Below are 15,596 nucleotides of genomic sequence, written 5' to 3'. Positions count from 1 at the left end.
ATGCAATGGGAAACCGTGATCGGGCTGGAAATCCACGCACAGCTCTCCACCCAATCGAAGATCTTCTCCGGTAGCGCCACCACCTTCGGCGCCGCCCCGAACACCCAGGCCAGCCTGGTCGACCTGGCCATGCCCGGCACCCTGCCAGTGCTGAACCAGGAGGCCGTGCGCATGGCCTGCCAGTTCGGCCTGGCGATCAACGCCGAGATCGCCGAGCGCAACGTCTTCGCGCGCAAGAACTACTTCTACCCGGACCTGCCCAAGGGCTACCAGACCAGCCAGATGGACCATCCCATCGTCGGCAAGGGCTTCCTGGACATCACCCTGGAAGACGGCACCGTCAAGCGCGTCGGCATCACTCGCGCGCATCTGGAAGAGGATGCCGGCAAGAGCCTGCACGAAGACTTCCACGGCATGAGCGGCATCGACCTGAACCGCGCCGGCACTCCGTTGCTGGAGATCGTCTCCGAGCCGGAGATACGCAGCGCGAAGGAAGCCGTGGCCTATGCCAAGGCGATCCATGCGCTGGTGCGCTACCTGGGCATCTGCGACGGCAACATGGCCGAAGGCTCGCTGCGCTGCGACTGCAACGTGTCGGTACGCCCGAAGGGTCAGGCCGAGTTCGGTACCCGTCGCGAAATCAAGAACGTGAACTCGTTCAAGTTCATCGAGCGCGCCATCAACACCGAGATCGCGTGGCAAATCGACGAACTGGAATCCGGCCGTAAGATCGTCCAGGAAACCGTCCTGTATGACGTAGCAGCCAACGAAACGCGCTCCATGCGCAGCAAGGAAGAAGCCAACGACTACCGTTACTTCCCCTGCCCGGATCTGCTGCCAGTGGTCATTGAGCGTGCCTTCCTCGAAGAACTGCGCGGCCAGCTGCCGGAACTGCCGGACCAGAAGCGCGAGCGCTTCGAGAGCCAGTACGGCCTGTCCGCCTACGACGCCAGCGTGTTGTCTGCCAGCCGCGAAATGGCTGACTACTTCGAGCAGGTCCAGAGCATCTGTGGCGATGCCAAGCTGGCCGCCAACTGGGTGATGGGCGAGCTCTCCAGCCTGCTCAATAAGGACGGCCTGGAAATCGAGCAATCGCCGGTTTCCGCCGAGCACCTGGGCCAGATGATCCTGCGCCTGAAGGACGGCACCATCAACGGCAAGGCGGCGAAGACCGTGTTCGCTGCCCTGGCCGAAGGTGAAGGCTCGCCGGACGAAATCATCAAGGCCAAGGACCTCGTGCAGAACACCGACAGCGGCGCCGTCGAGAAACTGCTCGACGACGTGCTGGCAGCCAACGCCGAGCAGGTGGAACAGTACCGCGCCAGCGACGAAGCCAAGCGCGGCAAGATGTTCGGCTTCTTCGTCGGCCAGGCCATGAAGGCTGCCAAGGGCAAGGCCAACCCGGCACAAGTGAACGAACTGCTGAAGAAGAAGCTCGAAGCCTGAGCCCACACTTCAACGACGCCGGGCTTGCCCGGCGTTTTTTCGTCCGGAGGTTCGATGCTGCGACCCATGGCCCTCGTCGGCTGCCTGGCCCTGCTGGCCGGCTGTAGCACTACATCGTACGACAGCGACTCGGAGGTCTCCGGCCGCGGCTACCGCGCCGAAGGCACCGCGTCCTATTACGGCAAGGCCCACCACGGCAAACGCACCGCCAGCGGCGAGCGCTTCAACCAGAATGCCCTGACCGCCGCCCATCGCACCCTGGCCTTCGGCACACGGGTACGGGTGACCAATCTCGACAATGGCCGCAGTGTCGTGGTGCGCATCAACGATCGCGGACCCTTTGGCCGTGGACGCATCATCGATGTCTCCAAGGCCGCCGCCGAACAACTCAATATGTTGCGCTCCGGCACTGCCCGGGTGCGCCTGGAAGGTCTCTGAAGGAGTCAGAAGTGAGCAACGATAACCGCAAGGCCGGCGAACAGGTTCGCCGTGAAGTGATGGGCGACGTCTTCGTCGACCGCGCCCTGGGCAACGCCACCGAGTTCACCCGGCCGCTGCAGGACTTCGTCAACGAGCACGCCTGGGGCGGCGTGTGGAACCGCGACGGCCTGCCGCGCAAGACTCGCAGCCTGATCACCCTGGCCGCGCTGACCGCCCTCAAGTGCCCGCAGGAGTTGAAAGGCCACGTGCGCGGTGCGCTGAACAATGGCTGCACCGTGGAAGAAATTCGCGAAGCGCTGTTGCATTGCGCGGTCTATGCCGGCGTCCCGGCAGCCATCGACGCGTTCCGCGCAGCGCAGGAAGTGATCGAGGCGTGGCAAGCGGATCAGAAAGCCTGAACAGCGAACCTGCAGGAGCGAGCTTGCTCACGAACAGCTCCGCAGCGGTGCGGGTTCGCGAGCAAGCTCGCTCCTACATGAGCCCTACGGATAACTGAACCGTTTGACCAGCGTCAGCTCACCCGGCTGGCGCATCGGGATCAGGAAGGACTCCTGCTTCTCGTTCACCGTGCCCTCCTCCGTGACGATAGTCACCTGCGCCGTGGTCAGCGGCTTGGCCGCATTCACGTCGCCGGAGCTTTCATCCGAACTCCAGCCACCGCCGTAGTAGTTCACGTAGACCAGGTACTGGCCCTTGAGCGGAGTCGGGCTGGCGATGATTTCCGGACCGTAGCCGGTGGTCACGTCAACGTCCTGGGCCGCACCGTTGGGCAGCGAGCGGTTGCCGTACCAGACGTGCCCACCATCGGGCGTCACCAGGTGCAGGTCGAGGTCGGTGTTGTCCGAATCCCAGGACAGCATGACCCGCAGCTTGGCCGCCACCTCGCCGCCACCGCCGCCGTGGTAGAACTGCACGCGCTTGCGCTGCTGGCCGTCCGGGCTGACGACTTCGACGCTGTTGGAACCCGCCGGGAAGGCGAACGGGCGGTCGAACCTGCCGTCGCTTTCGACCCGCATCGGCATGGCCACGCCATTGACCACCAGCCGCGCAGGCTCCTTGCTGTCCTTGGGCAACCCACGGATTTCGCCACGGATCCGCGCAGTGTCGGACTGGTCCTCCCGCGAGTTCACCGAGGATGCCGGGTAGTTCACCGTCTGCCGGAAGTCGGCCTTGTCGCCATCGCCCGAGCGCCAGCCGCCCAGTGGGGTATCCAGGCTGATCGGCGGTTCGGCGGCCTGCGCGCCCAGCGGGATCAGGCTGGCGAGCAGGGACAGGTGGAGCACGTGGGCGAGTTTCATGCTGATCATTCCAGTATCAGGCGACGGGCCAGGCTTTCCACGTAGCCCTCGTCTTGTCCATTGGGGTGCGCCTGGAAGGCCAGGTGCAGGTATTCATGAGCCAGGTCGAGTCGGTCCTGCTGGGAGTACAGCCCGCGCACATAGATGCGCTGGCGTTCGCGGTCGACGTAGGGCCGGCCGCTGCTCAGGCGGCACACGGCGAAGGACTGCAGCTCCTCATAGCCCGCCTCGGTTTCCAGGCGCGGGCGCCAGTCGCGCCGCTGTGCCTTCAGCCAACGCTCCGCCTCCGGTAGCGGCTGACAGGCGGCGATCGGATTGCTCCAACGACTGAGGCTCGTGCGCGGGAAAGCGCGGGCCAAGATCGCGTCATAGCGCAGCCCCTTGGCGGCCTGCTCCTGCGCGTCGCGCCAAGACAGTTTCGACTGCCCCGCCTCGTCCGTGTGGTAGGTGACGGTGCCGCCAGCCAGCACCAGGTCGGCCGTCCAGGCGGCAATACCACGCGCTGCTTCGCTGGCCGGTCGCGGCGCCACACGCTGGCGCTGGCTGCTGTCGTCGATGCTCAGGCAGTCGCCGCGCGGGGCACCGTTTTGCAAAAGATAAGTGCGAATGGTCACCGCCAACGCCTTGGCCGCCTCCGCCGGTGTAGCGGACGCCTCGCGATCCAGCACGCGAGCGACGTACTCCTCGCGGGACAGGCGCGCGGTCAGACGCGGGCCTTCGACGCCGCGCACAAGGAAAAGATCGCCGCTGCTATCCACATCCAGCCGGACGCCATTGGCGAACAGAACGCTCTGCCGACCTTGCAGAAGACCTTCGGCGACGGGCTGGTTGTGTGCGTCGTAGACCTCTTTCAGCGGATAGCGGCTGAACAATCCGACTTCGACGCAACGGCCTGGATCGCTGGGCCAAGGAGCCGGCAGTGCGGCACCGATGGCGTTGCCGTACTTCGCCAGGACTGTCTTGCTGGTCCCCGGCCCGCGCGCCCAGAGCGGCGTGCCATCGACCAGCCACCCGGCGAAGCCACCTTCACGCTGGCCATTCTCGTCCCAACTCCAGGTCTTCACCCGCAGGCGACCGCCCAATGCGGCCGGTGTGCGGCCTTCATCGGCGGCGAGGCTGACGTCCAGCAGCACCTTCCGCGCCTGTTCCTGGGCCGGCAAGTGCTGCAGTTGATCGAGCAACTCGGCGACCGGCACCTCGGTTTGTGGTGCCAGCCTGTCCAGCCGGGCGATCCAGGCCGGCGCATGGCGCGCCTGCCAGTATTGCTGCCAGACCGAGCCATCGATGCCTAGGCGCTGCGGCTGGAAGTACAGGCCGCAGGACTTCACCAGCGCGGCGTCGCGCTCGATGCTTTGCCCGGTGGTGCAGCAATAGACTTCTTCCTTGCTCTCGCCACGGCACTGGTAGGCCGGCTCCTGCTGGCCGGTATCGTTGAGCCAGGCATAAACGAACAGTTTCCACAGGCTGCCCAGCGGAGCGTGCAGGTCGGCCGGCAACGGCTGGCGATCGAGCACCTGCTGCGGCCCGAGCCGCAGCAGTTCATCGCCCTGCGCCGTGCGCCAGGCCAGCTGTGCCTGCTCTTGCGGACCGGGCGCCGCGAGGGCGCTCAGCGGCAACAGCAGGATCAGGCCGGCCAGGCGCGCGTGCATGGCTTACTGGACCTTGATCTTCGCCAGGGCCGGGTTCTGCTCCAGCGCCTGCTCCTGCGGCGCATAGAGGCGCTGGTAGCGTGCCGGCGGCAGGACGAACTCGCCCTTCTGCGAGAAGCGGACCAGATGACGGAAGCGCAGCTCGCCACCCAGGGTGTCCACCGGCACGCCGTAGAACAGGTCACCCGGCTCGTTGCGTGCGCGCTCCAGGCTGGTTGCCTCGACACCGCCCAGGCCGCTGATCTGCAGGCCCCAGGTGGTGCGCTCGACGTCTGCACCCGGCGGCAGTGGTACTTCCAGCATGCCGTAACGCAGGGCCTGCGCCTGTTCGGCGGTCAGGGTCACTTCGTCCAGGTACAACTCGTCGCTGGACAGCGGCTTATCACCCAGTGCCTCGGCGCTGAAGGCAAACGCATCTTCGCCCGGCACCAGGCGCAGTAGGCGGCGCTTGATGGTTACCGGCAGTTGGCTGGCTGGCGCTTCGGCGCTGCGGAAGGTCACGGAAGCGTTGAGCGGACGCGAAGGCGCGGCACTCAGGTCCAGTTGCGCAGGCACTGCCTTGCCCTGCCACTGCCAGAAGGCATCGCCGGTGGTGCTGCGGCCTTCCTTCCAGTCCGTGATCGGCTTGGGCAGCTCGGCAGCCGGGGCATCGGCCACGGCGCGCTGCATCCAGGTCAGCGCCAGGGCGCGCTCGACGGTGGACTGCTGCGGCGCCAGGCTCTGCAACAGTGTGCGAGCACGGCCGGCATCGACGGTACCGCTGTAGAGCTGCACAGCACGGGCGAACGGCTGGTCGCTGGTGTTCAGCTTCAGGCGCGCGCCATCCAATTGCTTGGCGAACCCCTGCGGCAGCGCAACCTTGTTCTGCTCGGCCAGGCTGGCCGTCAGCACACGGGCTACTGCCAGGCCCAGTTCGGCATCTGGCTGGCCCATGACCAGGCTGTCGTCGCTGTCGAAGTCGTTCACCGACTTCGCCGCCTCGCCATTGCCGGCGTTCTCCAGGTCGGTGAGCAGGCCGCTGACCAGGGTCTGCACCGGCAACTTCATGTCGCGGGCGAACGCCAGGATCAGTGCGCGCTGCAACAGCGGCGTGGCGCTGGCACGCGCGGAGTAAAGCTCCAGCACACGCTGCCAGTGCTCCGGCGGCAGCTGGATGTCCAGTGCGCGGCTGGCATGCCAGTCGGCGTAGTAGGCATAAGCGGTGAGGAAGGCGTCGTAGTCTTCGCCGCCCCACCAGGTGAAGTAGGCGTCCGGGCCGGCCATCTGCACCAGGCGCAGGCGACTGGTCTGCATGATCAGGCGCAGGCGATCACGCACACGCGGTTCGCCGTTCGCCAGCATCGGGTAGGCGACGCTCAGCGGCAGCAGCTGGCTGGCGGTCTGCTCGACGCCGCCCCAGGGGTAGTCGAGCAGCGAGTCGAGGTTACCGCGCAGCAGGGCCTGGGCGCTGTCATCCAGGCGCAGGCTGACGTCGCGGGCATCCGCCGGCAACTGCAGTGGGGTGTTCTGCGCATTGACCTGCAACGGCCTGGACTGCAGCACCTGCCAGCTGTCCGCTACCAGGCTGAAGTGCACGCCGAGGCTGTCGCGTACCTGACCATCCTGGCGCAGCTCCACGCTCCAGTCGCCATCGCTGAGCGGCTGTTGCGGCAGGGCGATGTAGTTGACGCCGCGCTTGAGTTCCAACGTCTGGGTCTTTTCCCCACCGTTGGCGCGGATCAGCAGCTCAGCCTTGGTGTCCTGCTCGCCCTGGTTGAAGACGAACAGGCCGAGGTCCGGCGCGTCGCCGCTGCGGAAGCGTTTCGGACCGCTCCACTTCAGGTACAGCGGTTTCTCCGAGCGGATGAACTGCTTCTTCTGGCCCACCTGGCCTTCGTCATCCATGGCGCGAGCGGTGATGCGCCAGCGGGTCAGGGAGTCAGGCATGCGGAACTTGAACTGGGCCTTGCCGTTGGCATCGGTGACCAGTTCCGGTTCCCAGGCGGCAGTGTCGACTTCCTCGCGGCGCGGACGCTCCAGCACCTTCACGCCCCGCTCGCTGCGGTTGGCGCGCCCAGGTGCGCTGGGCGTGCCGGGCAGTGCCACGTCGTAGCTGATGAATGCGAGGCTCGCGCTGGTGCGCACGTTGTTGCGGCGCGGATGGTAGAAGAACTGGTCGATGCCCGGGGCGATCTCCGGCTGCAGCGCGTAGATCATCTCGTCCACCACGCTCACGGTGAGGTGGCTGGAAACGGGCTTGCCGGCATAGGCAGTGTCGAGATTGACGGTGACCGTCTCGCCCGGTTCGTAGCGCTCCTTGTCGGTGCTGACAGCGATCTCCACCTGCGGCACGGCGACCTTGATGCCGGCGTTCTGGAAGCTGTAGTCGCCGCTGCGGGTGTAGAGCACGGAGAAGGTCAGGTTCGGCGAGAACTCCGGCTTCACCGGGATACGCGCGCGGTACTGGGTCGGATTGAGCTTCTCCAACTTCAGCCAGTCGCCGCCCTTGGACAGCAGCGCGGTGGCCTCCACCTTGTCGCGCTCCAGCGACAACAGCGCATCGTCCACCGGTTCCGGGAACGTGATGAGCGCCAGCGCCTCTTCACCGGCCTGGTACTCGGCCTTGTCGAGGACGATTTCCACGGTGCCCGGTACGGCCTTCACGCCATCGCCGCTGACCGAGTGACCGGTGCCACCCAGTAGTTGGCCGGCCTTGTCGCGCAGTTCGACGCTGTAGGTGCCAGGCTTGTCGAAGGTGATGGCGAACTTGCCATCGGCCACAACGCCATCTCCGCTGCTGCGGTCTTCCAGGCGCAGCCAACGGTAGGCGCTGGGCTGGATCTGAGTCTGCTGCTCAGCGGCATAGCTGAACTCGACCTGATCGCCCGCGGCGCTGAAACGCTGCGGTGCGCTCACGCGGTAGCGGGCGGCGCCGCGCTCGATGAGGATTTCCTTGCTGGTCTTCACGCGGTACGCGGCGCCATCGCTGGCGAACACGGTGAGCATGTAGCGGCTGGGTTTCTCCGCCGCCGGCAGGTCCAGCGCGGCGCGGCCCTGGTCGTCGGTGGTGATCTGCGCGCTGGAAAGCTCCACCGGGAACTGGCCGAGGTACTGCAGTTCGTTATCCACCATGGACAGCTGCTGCGCGCGCAGGCTCAGCTCCAGGCGGGCGTTGGCCACCGGCTTGCCGTCCGGGTAGAGCAGGATCAGGTTGCCTTTCACCGGCTCGCCGGTCTTGAAGTCCGGCTTGGTCAGGTCGAGGGAAATCTCGAAGTGCGGCTTGATGTACTCGGCAACGCGGAAGGCGCTGCTGTAGGTCTGGTCGCGGTAGTCGAAGCGCAGCTCGTAGCCGCCGGCGACGGCGTTGGCCGGTAGCTGGAAGCGGCCGCTGGTACCACTCTTGGCGTCGTACTTGAGGTCCAGGGTCTGCAGCGTGGTGCCGGCGGCGTCGATCACAGACAGGCGCAGCGGCGCGCTCTGCGGCGACTGCGATTCGCGGGAGTTCTTGAACTCGCGGCCGACGATCTTCAGCGACACCCAGTCGCCCGGACGGTACAGCGGGCGGTCGGTGAAGGCATAGAGCTTGGTGTCGTAGATTTCGCTGTCGTAATAGAAGTTCTCGGAGACGAAGACGCCGCCCTCCTCGTCCTCACCGATCACGAAGGAACGCTCGGGGCTGACGTGCTGCAGGCGCAGCAGGCCGTCGGCATCGCTGCTGCCGCTGCTCATCACGCCCAGGCCATCGGTCCACAGCACCTTGGCGCCGCCCACCGGCGTGCCTTCATGCTTGCGCGCGGTCCAGACCAGCAGCTCGTTGCCGGCGATCTTGCTCACCGCGACGCTGTTGGAGACGAACACCACGGTGGTCGCGCGGTATTTGCCGACCAGCGCTTCGACCAGGTACAGGCCGGGTTTCAGCTTGCCTAGCGGCACATAGACGTTGCCCGGGGCGACGTTGATGAACTCGCTGGAGGAACCGGCGAGGGTGACTTCCTTCGGCGGCTGGATCGGCTTGGCGTCCCACAGCGGATAGCGGAACTGGCTGACCATCGGCAGTCCGGGAATCGGCGCGTACTGCGGCTGCGCGTCATACGGCGTCGGCGCGCGCATGGCATTGCCCATTTTCAGCTCAGGCACGACTTCGGTGACCTGCTGGCGCGATTCGTAGGAGAAGGTCCGCTGCATCACCCGACGCGACTTGCGGTACCAGTTGTCCCACAGGTAGGCCAGGGTGTTGGACAAGCCCTCGCCCTTGAACTGCCCTTCGGACAGCACGCGGTGCAGGTTCTTCTGGCGCTTGAGGAAGTCCAGCGGCTGGTCGATGCGGTAGACGCGGATATCTGCGCCGCCATACGGCTCCATGCGGTAGCGGCGGTAGTCGCGGCCCGGCGCCTCCAGGCGCACCTTGGCCACCTCGTCGGAGGCGAAGCTGCTGTCTGCGAGCAGGAAGAACGACTCGCCGGCCATGGGCGTGTAGTTGCTCGCCGGCACGTCGTCGTCCGCCTGCACGACCGCGGGCGCGGCGGCGAACAGGCCGGCGCAGGCCAGGGCGGCGGCAATGCCGCGCAGCGTATTCATCGGGTCAGGAAGGACAAGCGATAGACGCCGATAAAGTTGGGATTGGATTCGTCGGGTATCCATCGGGTGTCCTTCCATGTCATGAGTTGTTGCAGGCTGACCGAGCGCATGCCGTTGTCGGTCGCCGTACGAGTGCCGGTGTGATAAGCGATGTCGCGGCCCATCCAGATCATCAGATGCTGGTCATCGCCTTGGTCGAAGAACATCAGGTCGCCGGGGCGTGCCTGGTTGAGGTCACGGCCAACGAGCTGGCTGTTGTATTGAATGAGTTTGATCGCGTTGACGTAGGGGCCGGTCTTGCCGCCTCCCTGCTGCCAGGTCTGCGCGAGGTTGCGCTGCGCGTCGGACAGTTCCAGTTCCGGCGGCAGGTAGCGGTTGGACATGCCGTTGGCGCGCAGCCACTTGGCGTCGTGCACCTTCAGCGCCTCGTTGGCGGCGAAGCGCACCAGCCCTGCACAGTCCTGCTGGTACCAGCGCGGGTTCGGCCCGCGGCGCAGCTGCTCCTCGGCGATACGCACAAACCAGGCGCGGAACACCTGGGTCTGCTGCGCATCCAGTGCAGGCTCCACCGCGTGCGCCAGCGTGGCAGCAAGCAGACCGGCCACCAGCATGAGGGGTTTGCAGATCACAGTGCCTTCCATTCCAGCGGCAGCCACTCCCACTCGCCACTGGGCTCGCTGCCGGCCGGCAGGGTCAGGGCGTAGGAGCCGTTGCCGGCGAGGGTCTTCAGGCGTGGCAGGAGCAGTGTGTCGGCAGCGTTGCGGAACACCGGTTCGATATCCTGCGGCAGGCTGTCGAGGGTTTCGCGCTGGAGCAGTGCGGACAGCGTCTTGGGTGCCAGGTACGCCGGCACCAGGGCATCCTTGGGCAGCACGTCGGCCAGCGGCGGGAAGCGCTTGGCCAGGGTGTTGCGGGCCTTGTCGAGCAGCTTGTCGTCGATGGAGAACAGCAGGGTGTTGCCATCGCGCAGCAGGCTGACGCGGAAGAACCCGTTGCCGCTGACCTGGTCGGGATTTTCCGCCTCGCTCGCCTGATACTGGCCGAAGCGCGAGCTGACCTGGCGTTGCCACAGACGCCCTTCGCCCTCGGCTCGACTTTCAACCTCGAAGGCACCGGTCTCCACGTTGGCCTCGTAGGCGCCAATCATGCTGCCGAACAGCTTGCCCAGCTGCTCGTCCAGCTCGGGGCTGGCAGGGGCGTCGAGCTTCACCGCCAACAGCGGAGAGTGCAGCCGCGAATCCGGGTACCAGCACAAGCCGGCGGCGCCGGAGAGGTGCTCGGAGAATGCCGCGGCCATCTTCTGCTCGGCGCCCAGTTTCACCAGCATGTTGTCATACAGGCCCGGCGTGACCGGCAACGCGACGCACGCGCTGGCGCCCATGGGCATCGCCTGCCAGACGGGGGTAAAGTCCAGGTCCGGCTGGCGGGCGACTTCGTTGAGTGCGAGGTAACTGTGCCAACCATCCTTGCCCTGCTCGAAACGCACGCCGGCAAAGGTCGGGATGAAGCGCTGGTAGCCCATCGCGAGCACGCCAGCGCCCAGGGTGATGCGCTGTTTCAGCTCGCCGCGCGGCTCCAGGGCGAAGTCCTTGGCGAAGAGAGGTTCACCTTCCAGCGCAGTGCCCAGATCCTTGGCGATCGCGGCATCGGGCTCACCCAGAGTGTCGTAGTCCGGATTGGGGAAGAGCATCTTCGGGTTCGACAACACCAGCATCTGGTCGCCACGGGAGACGAACAGCAGGGTCTTCTCAGCGCCGTAGCGCAGGCTGTAGACCGGCGTGGCACCGCCCTTCACCTGGATTTCCGCAACCTTCTTCAGCTGGGTGTCATCGGCCGCGACCTTGGCCAGCGGCTCCAGTACCTTGGCCAGTCCACCGCGCCTGAGCACCACCATGAAGTCACGCAGACGGCCATCGGCACCACGCCACAGGGCTACCTGGGCCGGCTGGTCGAGCAGTTCCTCGATCACGCTGTCCTTCAGGGTCAGGTCGTGTTCGTAGACTATGCGCCGCAGGGTGCCGGTCAGGCCCAGGCGGTCGGCGTTGTTCTCGTAGTAGAAGACGAAGTCCTCGGTGAGCACGTCGCGCAGCAGCGGCACTTCCAGCAGCGCCTTGGGCAGCTGACTGAGAGAGGCACTCTCGATCAACGCATCCGGGCGCTTGAGGTCGCGGACCACTTCTGGGCTTTCGGGCGCTTCCAGGGTGCCCACCGGCGCCGAATGGAACGCAGGGATCAGGCCGAAGGCCAGGGCCAGGCCGCCGGCCACCAGCGCGGCGGCAAGCGCGCCGATGGCGATCAACGGGCCACGGCTCGGGGCCTGGGCCGGCGTCGGCGAAGGGGTGCTGTCTTGGCTGCTGGAGGGCGTATTGTCGCTCATGGATCGCTTGTCCCGTGTCATCCCTGCGAGGGGCGAATTCAGTAGTTGAAGGTCTTCACCAGCACCAGATCGCCGATGGTGCGCATGGGCACCACGAAGGTCTCGCGCTTCTCGTTGACGGTGTTTTCGTTGAACACCAGGTTGATCTCGGCGGTGATCACGTCCTGCACATTGCTGCCGGCCTGGAAGTTGTAACCCTGGCTGTTCAGGTTGCCCCAGTAATTGACGTAGACCAGGTAAGTGCCATGCAACGGCGCCGCCATGGTGAACATTTCCGGGCCGGGGCCGTCGACGCCATCCGGGTCGAGGCCGCCGCCGTTGCTCAGGCGCGGGCGTGCCCAGAAGGCATGCTGGCCGTCAGGCGTGACGATATGCAGATCGAGTTCGGCCTTGGGGTCGTTCCAGCCCAGGGCCAGGCGGATACGCGGTGGAATGCGGCCAGTGTTGGCTTCGTAGAACTGGACGCGCTTGAGGGATTTCCCCTGATCGCTGCTGACCGCCACGCTGTTGCTGCCCGCACCGAAGTTGTAGGGGCGAACGAACTTGCCTTCAGCGTCGGTATAGAGAGGAAGCGGATTGCCATTCACCACCAGGCGCTGGGCACGGTCGATACCAGAGACTTCACGCAGATGGCCTTCGATCAGGCTGCGGCCACGCACACCGCCACGGTCGATAGGCGGCGTGGGATAGGCCACGCGGGGCACGCTCGGATCATCGGTCAGGCCGGAGTAGCGCCAGCCGGCGGTTGGGCTGGAGAGGTCCGCACGCGGTTCGGCAGCGACCGTCGCAGCCTGGAGACTGGCTGATAGAAAAAAGACGGCACGAACCATCCGACGCGTGAGCTGCATGAACATTCCTTGATCGTGCATAGCGGGGTGCCAAATGTAACCGGTCTTGTACGTGTGCGGAACGGCGTTCGCTCGCGGATGCGATACAGAGCGATCTTTCAGAAATTTCCTACAAACCGAATAGCATTTGGCGCAACACCCCTTGGAAGGATCTCGACTTCCGCCAAGTCACATCCAGCCGCCCCACTGCAGGACGAAGATGCCGACGTTGGTAGTCAGCGCCGCCACCAGAGTGGTGATGACGATGATCGACGCTGCCAGTTCATGGTTGCCATTGGCGGCGCGGGCCATGACATAGCTGGCGGCCGCCGTAGGGCTGGCGAAATAGAGGAAGAGAATCCCCAGTTCGGCACCCCGGAAGCCCAGCGCCCAGGCGACGAAAGTACAGATCAGCGGTAACCAGACCATCTTCATCAGGCTCGCGCTGATTGCCAGGCCGCCGCTCTCGCGTAGCGAGGCCAGCGACAGCGTGCCGCCGATGCAAACCAGCGCCAGCGGCAGGGTCATCTGAGCGAAGTAGTCGGCGGAGGTCAGCAGCCACTGGGGCAGGCCGATACCGAACCAGGAGAACGGCAGTGCGGCCAGCACACTGATGATCAGCGGGTTGCAGATGACGTTGCGGGCGATGCTCAGTGGGTCGGACTTCATGCTCGGGCTGTAGATCGCCAGCACCACCGAGGACAGTGTGTTGTAGCAGAGGATCACCAGGGCAGCGAGGACCGAGCCCAGCGCCAGGCCGTGCTCGCCATAGAGACTGGTGGCCAGCGCCAGGCCGATGATGCCGTTGTTGCCGCGGAACGAGCCCTGGACGTAGACACCACGCTCCTCGCGCGGTACCCGCCAGACGGCCCAGCCCCAAGCCAGCAGGAAGCCCGCCAGGGTTGCCGCACAGAAATACAGCAGCACTTCCGGACGCGCCGCGCTGTGCAGGTCGGAGTGGTAGATGCCGAGGAACAGCATCGCCGGCATGGTGGCGTTGAACACCAGCGCCGACGCCGTCTGGATGAATTCCGGATTGATCGCCCCCACGCGGCGCAGCAGCACTCCGAGGAACAGCATGGCAAAGACCGGGGCGGTGATGCTGAAGGTCTGGAGCAGGAGTGCGAGCATGGGACGGGCGGGTCTGGGCGGTGGGGGCGACAATCATAGCAAGCTAAGTACCCACCGCGCCGGGGCAAATCAGGCTTCGGCTTCCTCATCGCGCACCGGAGCCGGCAGCTCCAGGGGCTTGGGCGCCTCGCCGTCGGCGAGACGAGTCAGCTTGCCGTCCACCGTCGCACCGTTCTCCATGCTCAACTGGCGGTACTGGATGTTGCCGACCACCCTCGCGTTCGAGTGCAGTTCCAGCAGGTGCTCGACGTAGAGGTCGCCGATGATGGTGCCGTCGATCAGGGCATCGTAGCTGCTGACGTTGCCCTCGATCCGGCCTTCCGCGCTGAGCGCCAGCAGGCTGGCCGCGCCGGGCTTGTGGCTGATGTTGCCTTTCACCGTGCCGAGGATCTTCAGGCCGTCCTGGAACTGCATGTCGCCGACCAGATCGACGTTGCCCGAGAGCAGGCTGGAGAACTTGTCCACCGAGACCTGCGGGCCTTTCTTCTTGCTGTTGCTGAACATCGCAATTCCTCGCGCGTACTACTTGCCAGGTTTCTGCTGGCGGAAGAAGGCCAGCTCAGTCTTGAGTTTCTTGATTTCGGCGGACATCGCGTCGATCCGCCGCATCAGCTGCTCACGGTTGGCGCGTTCCTCTTCGGCTTGCAGGTGCCTTTCTTCCAGCTCCTGCGTCAGTTCGGCGTTTTTCGCCTCGAGCGCACCGATGCGCTCACGCGCCTGGCCATCATCGCTGGCGCGCAGCTGCCAGCCGCCCAGCGCGAGAGCTGCGAACACGAGAAGCACCAGCGCCGCCCAGCCCAACCAGGCAAAGCCCTGGGGAACATGAGGGCGGTGCTCGGCGCGCAACAGGTGGCGGGTGGAGGGCCGCTTAGTCCGTGGCCAGGCCATCGCTGTCGATCTCCATGCCGCCCAGGGAAAGGAAGTTCTGCGGGTCGACGAATTCGCCGTGGTAGAGCACTTCGAAGTGCAGGTGCGGACCAGTGGAGCGTCCAGTGGAACCGACCTTGGCGATCTCCTGCCCCGGCAGTACGACGTCGCCGACTTTCACCAGCAGCTTGGAGGCATGGGCGTAGCGAGTCACCAGGCCATTACCGTGGTCGATCTCGACGCGATTGCCATAGGAAGCATGTCGCCCGGAAACGATCACCCGGCCGCCGGCGGCGGCATGGATCGGACTACCGGTGGGCGCGGAGAAGTCCTGGCCAGAATGGAAGGCCAGGTGGCGGTTGAACGGATCAACCCGGTTACCGAACGGCGAGCCCAGGCGCGCCTGCTCCATCGGGCGGCGCGCGGGGATTGCCATGAAATCGGCGTTACGCCGGGCCACCTGGTCCATCAGCAGGTCGAAGACCCGGCGCAGGCACTTGGCCGATTGCTCATTGCGCTCGAGGTCAGCGGCCGATGCGGGCAACGGGTCGACGCAGGCTCGGGGCGGCAGCAGGATGCCACCTTCGTTGCGGGTGGAGGCTGGCTTGCTTTTTGGGACGGGGACCAGCTCCGGGTCGACTTTGGAAAGCTTGCGGGCGATTTCCTCGTGACTATCGACAGCCTTGAGCAGGTAGTCCGCGTCCTTCTCCAGGACTTGCAGGCGACCGGTCAGCTCGCCGATGCGCTCGGCGGCAAAACGCTCGCCGGACTCATCGGGCGCTTCGTCGGACTGCGCCACCGGGACCATCACCGGTTCGGCCTGGCCCCGCCCGATCCACAGCCCGCCAGCGAAGGCAGCCGCGGCGATGACCAGCGACACGCAGGCAGCGCCCAGCACGTACCGGCGCGTGTCGATCAGGCGCAGGTCCGAGCGAGTCAGGGCTTGGCGTGAGGGGGAAAGGGGTTTCATGGCGGTACCGTTGGAATGCATTCGGCCCGGCGG

13 protein-coding genes are annotated in these 15,596 nt (G+C 65.7%); 3 read left to right on the top strand and 10 right to left on the bottom strand.

Going from position 1 to position 15,596, the window contains the following annotated elements:
* The 3 genes from gatB to ACKI1H_RS10735 are packed head-to-tail and all read left to right on the top strand — an operon-like array spanning nucleotide 1 to nucleotide 2,285.
* Complete coding sequence (gatB, locus tag ACKI1H_RS10745; protein ID WP_138521219.1) at nucleotides 1–1,446, top strand: Asp-tRNA(Asn)/Glu-tRNA(Gln) amidotransferase subunit GatB; 1,446 nt, start codon at nucleotides 1–3, stop codon at nucleotides 1,444–1,446.
* Between the two features lie 54 nt (nucleotides 1,447–1,500).
* A complete protein-coding gene (locus tag ACKI1H_RS10740; RefSeq protein ID WP_138521217.1) occupies nucleotides 1,501–1,884 on the top strand; it encodes a septal ring lytic transglycosylase RlpA family protein in 384 nt (127 codons plus the stop codon).
* A gap of 59 nt (nucleotides 1,885–1,943) precedes the next feature.
* Nucleotides 1,944–2,285: a carboxymuconolactone decarboxylase family protein gene (locus ACKI1H_RS10735; RefSeq protein ID WP_440468850.1), complete on the top strand. Its 342-nt coding sequence runs from the start codon at nucleotides 1,944–1,946 to the stop codon at nucleotides 2,283–2,285.
* 84 nt (nucleotides 2,286–2,369) lie between these two features.
* On the opposite strand, the gene ACKI1H_RS10730 is transcribed toward ACKI1H_RS10735, so the two are convergent.
* The 10 genes from ACKI1H_RS10730 to ACKI1H_RS10685 all read right to left on the bottom strand — a co-directional run bounded on the left by ACKI1H_RS10730 (nucleotide 2,370) and on the right by ACKI1H_RS10685 (nucleotide 15,563).
* Nucleotides 2,370–3,185 carry a YfaP family protein gene (locus ACKI1H_RS10730; RefSeq protein WP_440468332.1) on the bottom strand — a complete coding sequence of 272 codons (816 nt, stop codon included), beginning with the start codon at nucleotides 3,183–3,185 and terminating at the stop codon, nucleotides 2,370–2,372.
* Between the two features lie 5 nt (nucleotides 3,186–3,190).
* Nucleotides 3,191–4,834: a DUF2300 domain-containing protein gene (locus ACKI1H_RS10725; protein WP_440468331.1), complete on the bottom strand. Its 1,644-nt coding sequence runs from the start codon at nucleotides 4,832–4,834 to the stop codon at nucleotides 3,191–3,193.
* Nucleotides 4,835–4,837: 3 nt separating this feature from the next.
* Nucleotides 4,838–9,391, bottom strand: a complete 4,554-nt coding sequence (locus ACKI1H_RS10720; RefSeq protein WP_440468330.1) for an alpha-2-macroglobulin family protein — start codon at nucleotides 9,389–9,391, stop codon at nucleotides 4,838–4,840.
* A complete protein-coding gene (locus tag ACKI1H_RS10715) occupies nucleotides 9,388–10,002 on the bottom strand; it encodes a DUF1175 domain-containing protein (protein ID WP_440468849.1) in 615 nt (204 codons plus the stop codon). Before ACKI1H_RS10715 ends, ACKI1H_RS10720 begins: the two co-directional genes overlap by 4 nt.
* Before the next feature lie 14 nt (nucleotides 10,003–10,016).
* Nucleotides 10,017–11,768 (bottom strand): DUF2138 domain-containing protein, encoded by a 1,752-nt coding sequence (locus ACKI1H_RS10710; protein ID WP_440468329.1) that lies wholly within the window; start codon nucleotides 11,766–11,768, stop codon nucleotides 10,017–10,019.
* Nucleotides 11,769–11,806: 38 nt separating this feature from the next.
* Entirely contained in the window at nucleotides 11,807–12,598 is a 792-nt protein-coding gene (locus ACKI1H_RS10705) for a YfaP family protein (RefSeq protein WP_440468848.1), read from the bottom strand.
* A 186-nt stretch (nucleotides 12,599–12,784) separates the two neighbouring features.
* Nucleotides 12,785–13,726 carry an AEC family transporter gene (locus ACKI1H_RS10700; protein ID WP_138521203.1) on the bottom strand — a complete coding sequence of 314 codons (942 nt, stop codon included), beginning with the start codon at nucleotides 13,724–13,726 and terminating at the stop codon, nucleotides 12,785–12,787.
* Between the two features lie 69 nt (nucleotides 13,727–13,795).
* The gene (locus ACKI1H_RS10695) at nucleotides 13,796–14,230 is read right to left on the bottom strand and encodes a bactofilin family protein (RefSeq protein WP_138521201.1); all 435 of its coding nucleotides are present in this window, start codon (nucleotides 14,228–14,230) and stop codon (nucleotides 13,796–13,798) included.
* 18 nt (nucleotides 14,231–14,248) lie between these two features.
* Nucleotides 14,249–14,614: a hypothetical protein gene (locus ACKI1H_RS10690; RefSeq protein WP_440468328.1), complete on the bottom strand. Its 366-nt coding sequence runs from the start codon at nucleotides 14,612–14,614 to the stop codon at nucleotides 14,249–14,251.
* Entirely contained in the window at nucleotides 14,595–15,563 is a 969-nt protein-coding gene (locus ACKI1H_RS10685) for a peptidoglycan DD-metalloendopeptidase family protein (RefSeq protein WP_138521199.1), read from the bottom strand. Before ACKI1H_RS10685 ends, ACKI1H_RS10690 begins: the two co-directional genes overlap by 20 nt.
* Nucleotides 15,564–15,596: the final 33 nt, after the last annotated feature.

It is taken from the genome of Pseudomonas sp. YH-1 (assembly GCF_051990045.1).
Taxonomy (GTDB): Bacteria; Pseudomonadota; Gammaproteobacteria; order Pseudomonadales; family Pseudomonadaceae; genus Pseudomonas; species Pseudomonas nicosulfuronedens.
Note: the sequence above shows the minus strand (reverse complement) of the source record. Positions and strands in the feature narration are given on the sequence as shown.

Coding starts and splice junctions, on each gene's coding strand:
- ACKI1H_RS10720 (WP_440468330.1), bottom strand. CDS start 9,391: ATGAATACGCTGCGCGGCATTGCCGCCGCCCTGGCCTGCGCCGGCCTG.
- ACKI1H_RS10685 (WP_138521199.1), bottom strand. CDS start 15,563: ATGAAACCCCTTTCCCCCTCACGCCAAGCCCTGACTCGCTCGGACCTG.
- ACKI1H_RS10700 (WP_138521203.1), bottom strand. CDS start 13,726: ATGCTCGCACTCCTGCTCCAGACCTTCAGCATCACCGCCCCGGTCTTT.
- ACKI1H_RS10715 (WP_440468849.1), bottom strand. CDS start 10,002: ATGCTGGTGGCCGGTCTGCTTGCTGCCACGCTGGCGCACGCGGTGGAG.
- ACKI1H_RS10730 (WP_440468332.1), bottom strand. CDS start 3,185: ATGAAACTCGCCCACGTGCTCCACCTGTCCCTGCTCGCCAGCCTGATC.
- ACKI1H_RS10735 (WP_440468850.1), top strand. CDS start 1,944: ATGGGCGACGTCTTCGTCGACCGCGCCCTGGGCAACGCCACCGAGTTC.
- ACKI1H_RS10705 (WP_440468848.1), bottom strand. CDS start 12,598: ATGGTTCGTGCCGTCTTTTTTCTATCAGCCAGTCTCCAGGCTGCGACG.
- ACKI1H_RS10740 (WP_138521217.1), top strand. CDS start 1,501: ATGCTGCGACCCATGGCCCTCGTCGGCTGCCTGGCCCTGCTGGCCGGC.
- ACKI1H_RS10725 (WP_440468331.1), bottom strand. CDS start 4,834: ATGCACGCGCGCCTGGCCGGCCTGATCCTGCTGTTGCCGCTGAGCGCC.
- ACKI1H_RS10695 (WP_138521201.1), bottom strand. CDS start 14,230: ATGTTCAGCAACAGCAAGAAGAAAGGCCCGCAGGTCTCGGTGGACAAG.
- gatB (WP_138521219.1), top strand. CDS start 1: ATGCAATGGGAAACCGTGATCGGGCTGGAAATCCACGCACAGCTCTCC.
- ACKI1H_RS10710 (WP_440468329.1), bottom strand. CDS start 11,768: ATGAGCGACAATACGCCCTCCAGCAGCCAAGACAGCACCCCTTCGCCG.
- ACKI1H_RS10690 (WP_440468328.1), bottom strand. CDS start 14,614: ATGGCCTGGCCACGGACTAAGCGGCCCTCCACCCGCCACCTGTTGCGC.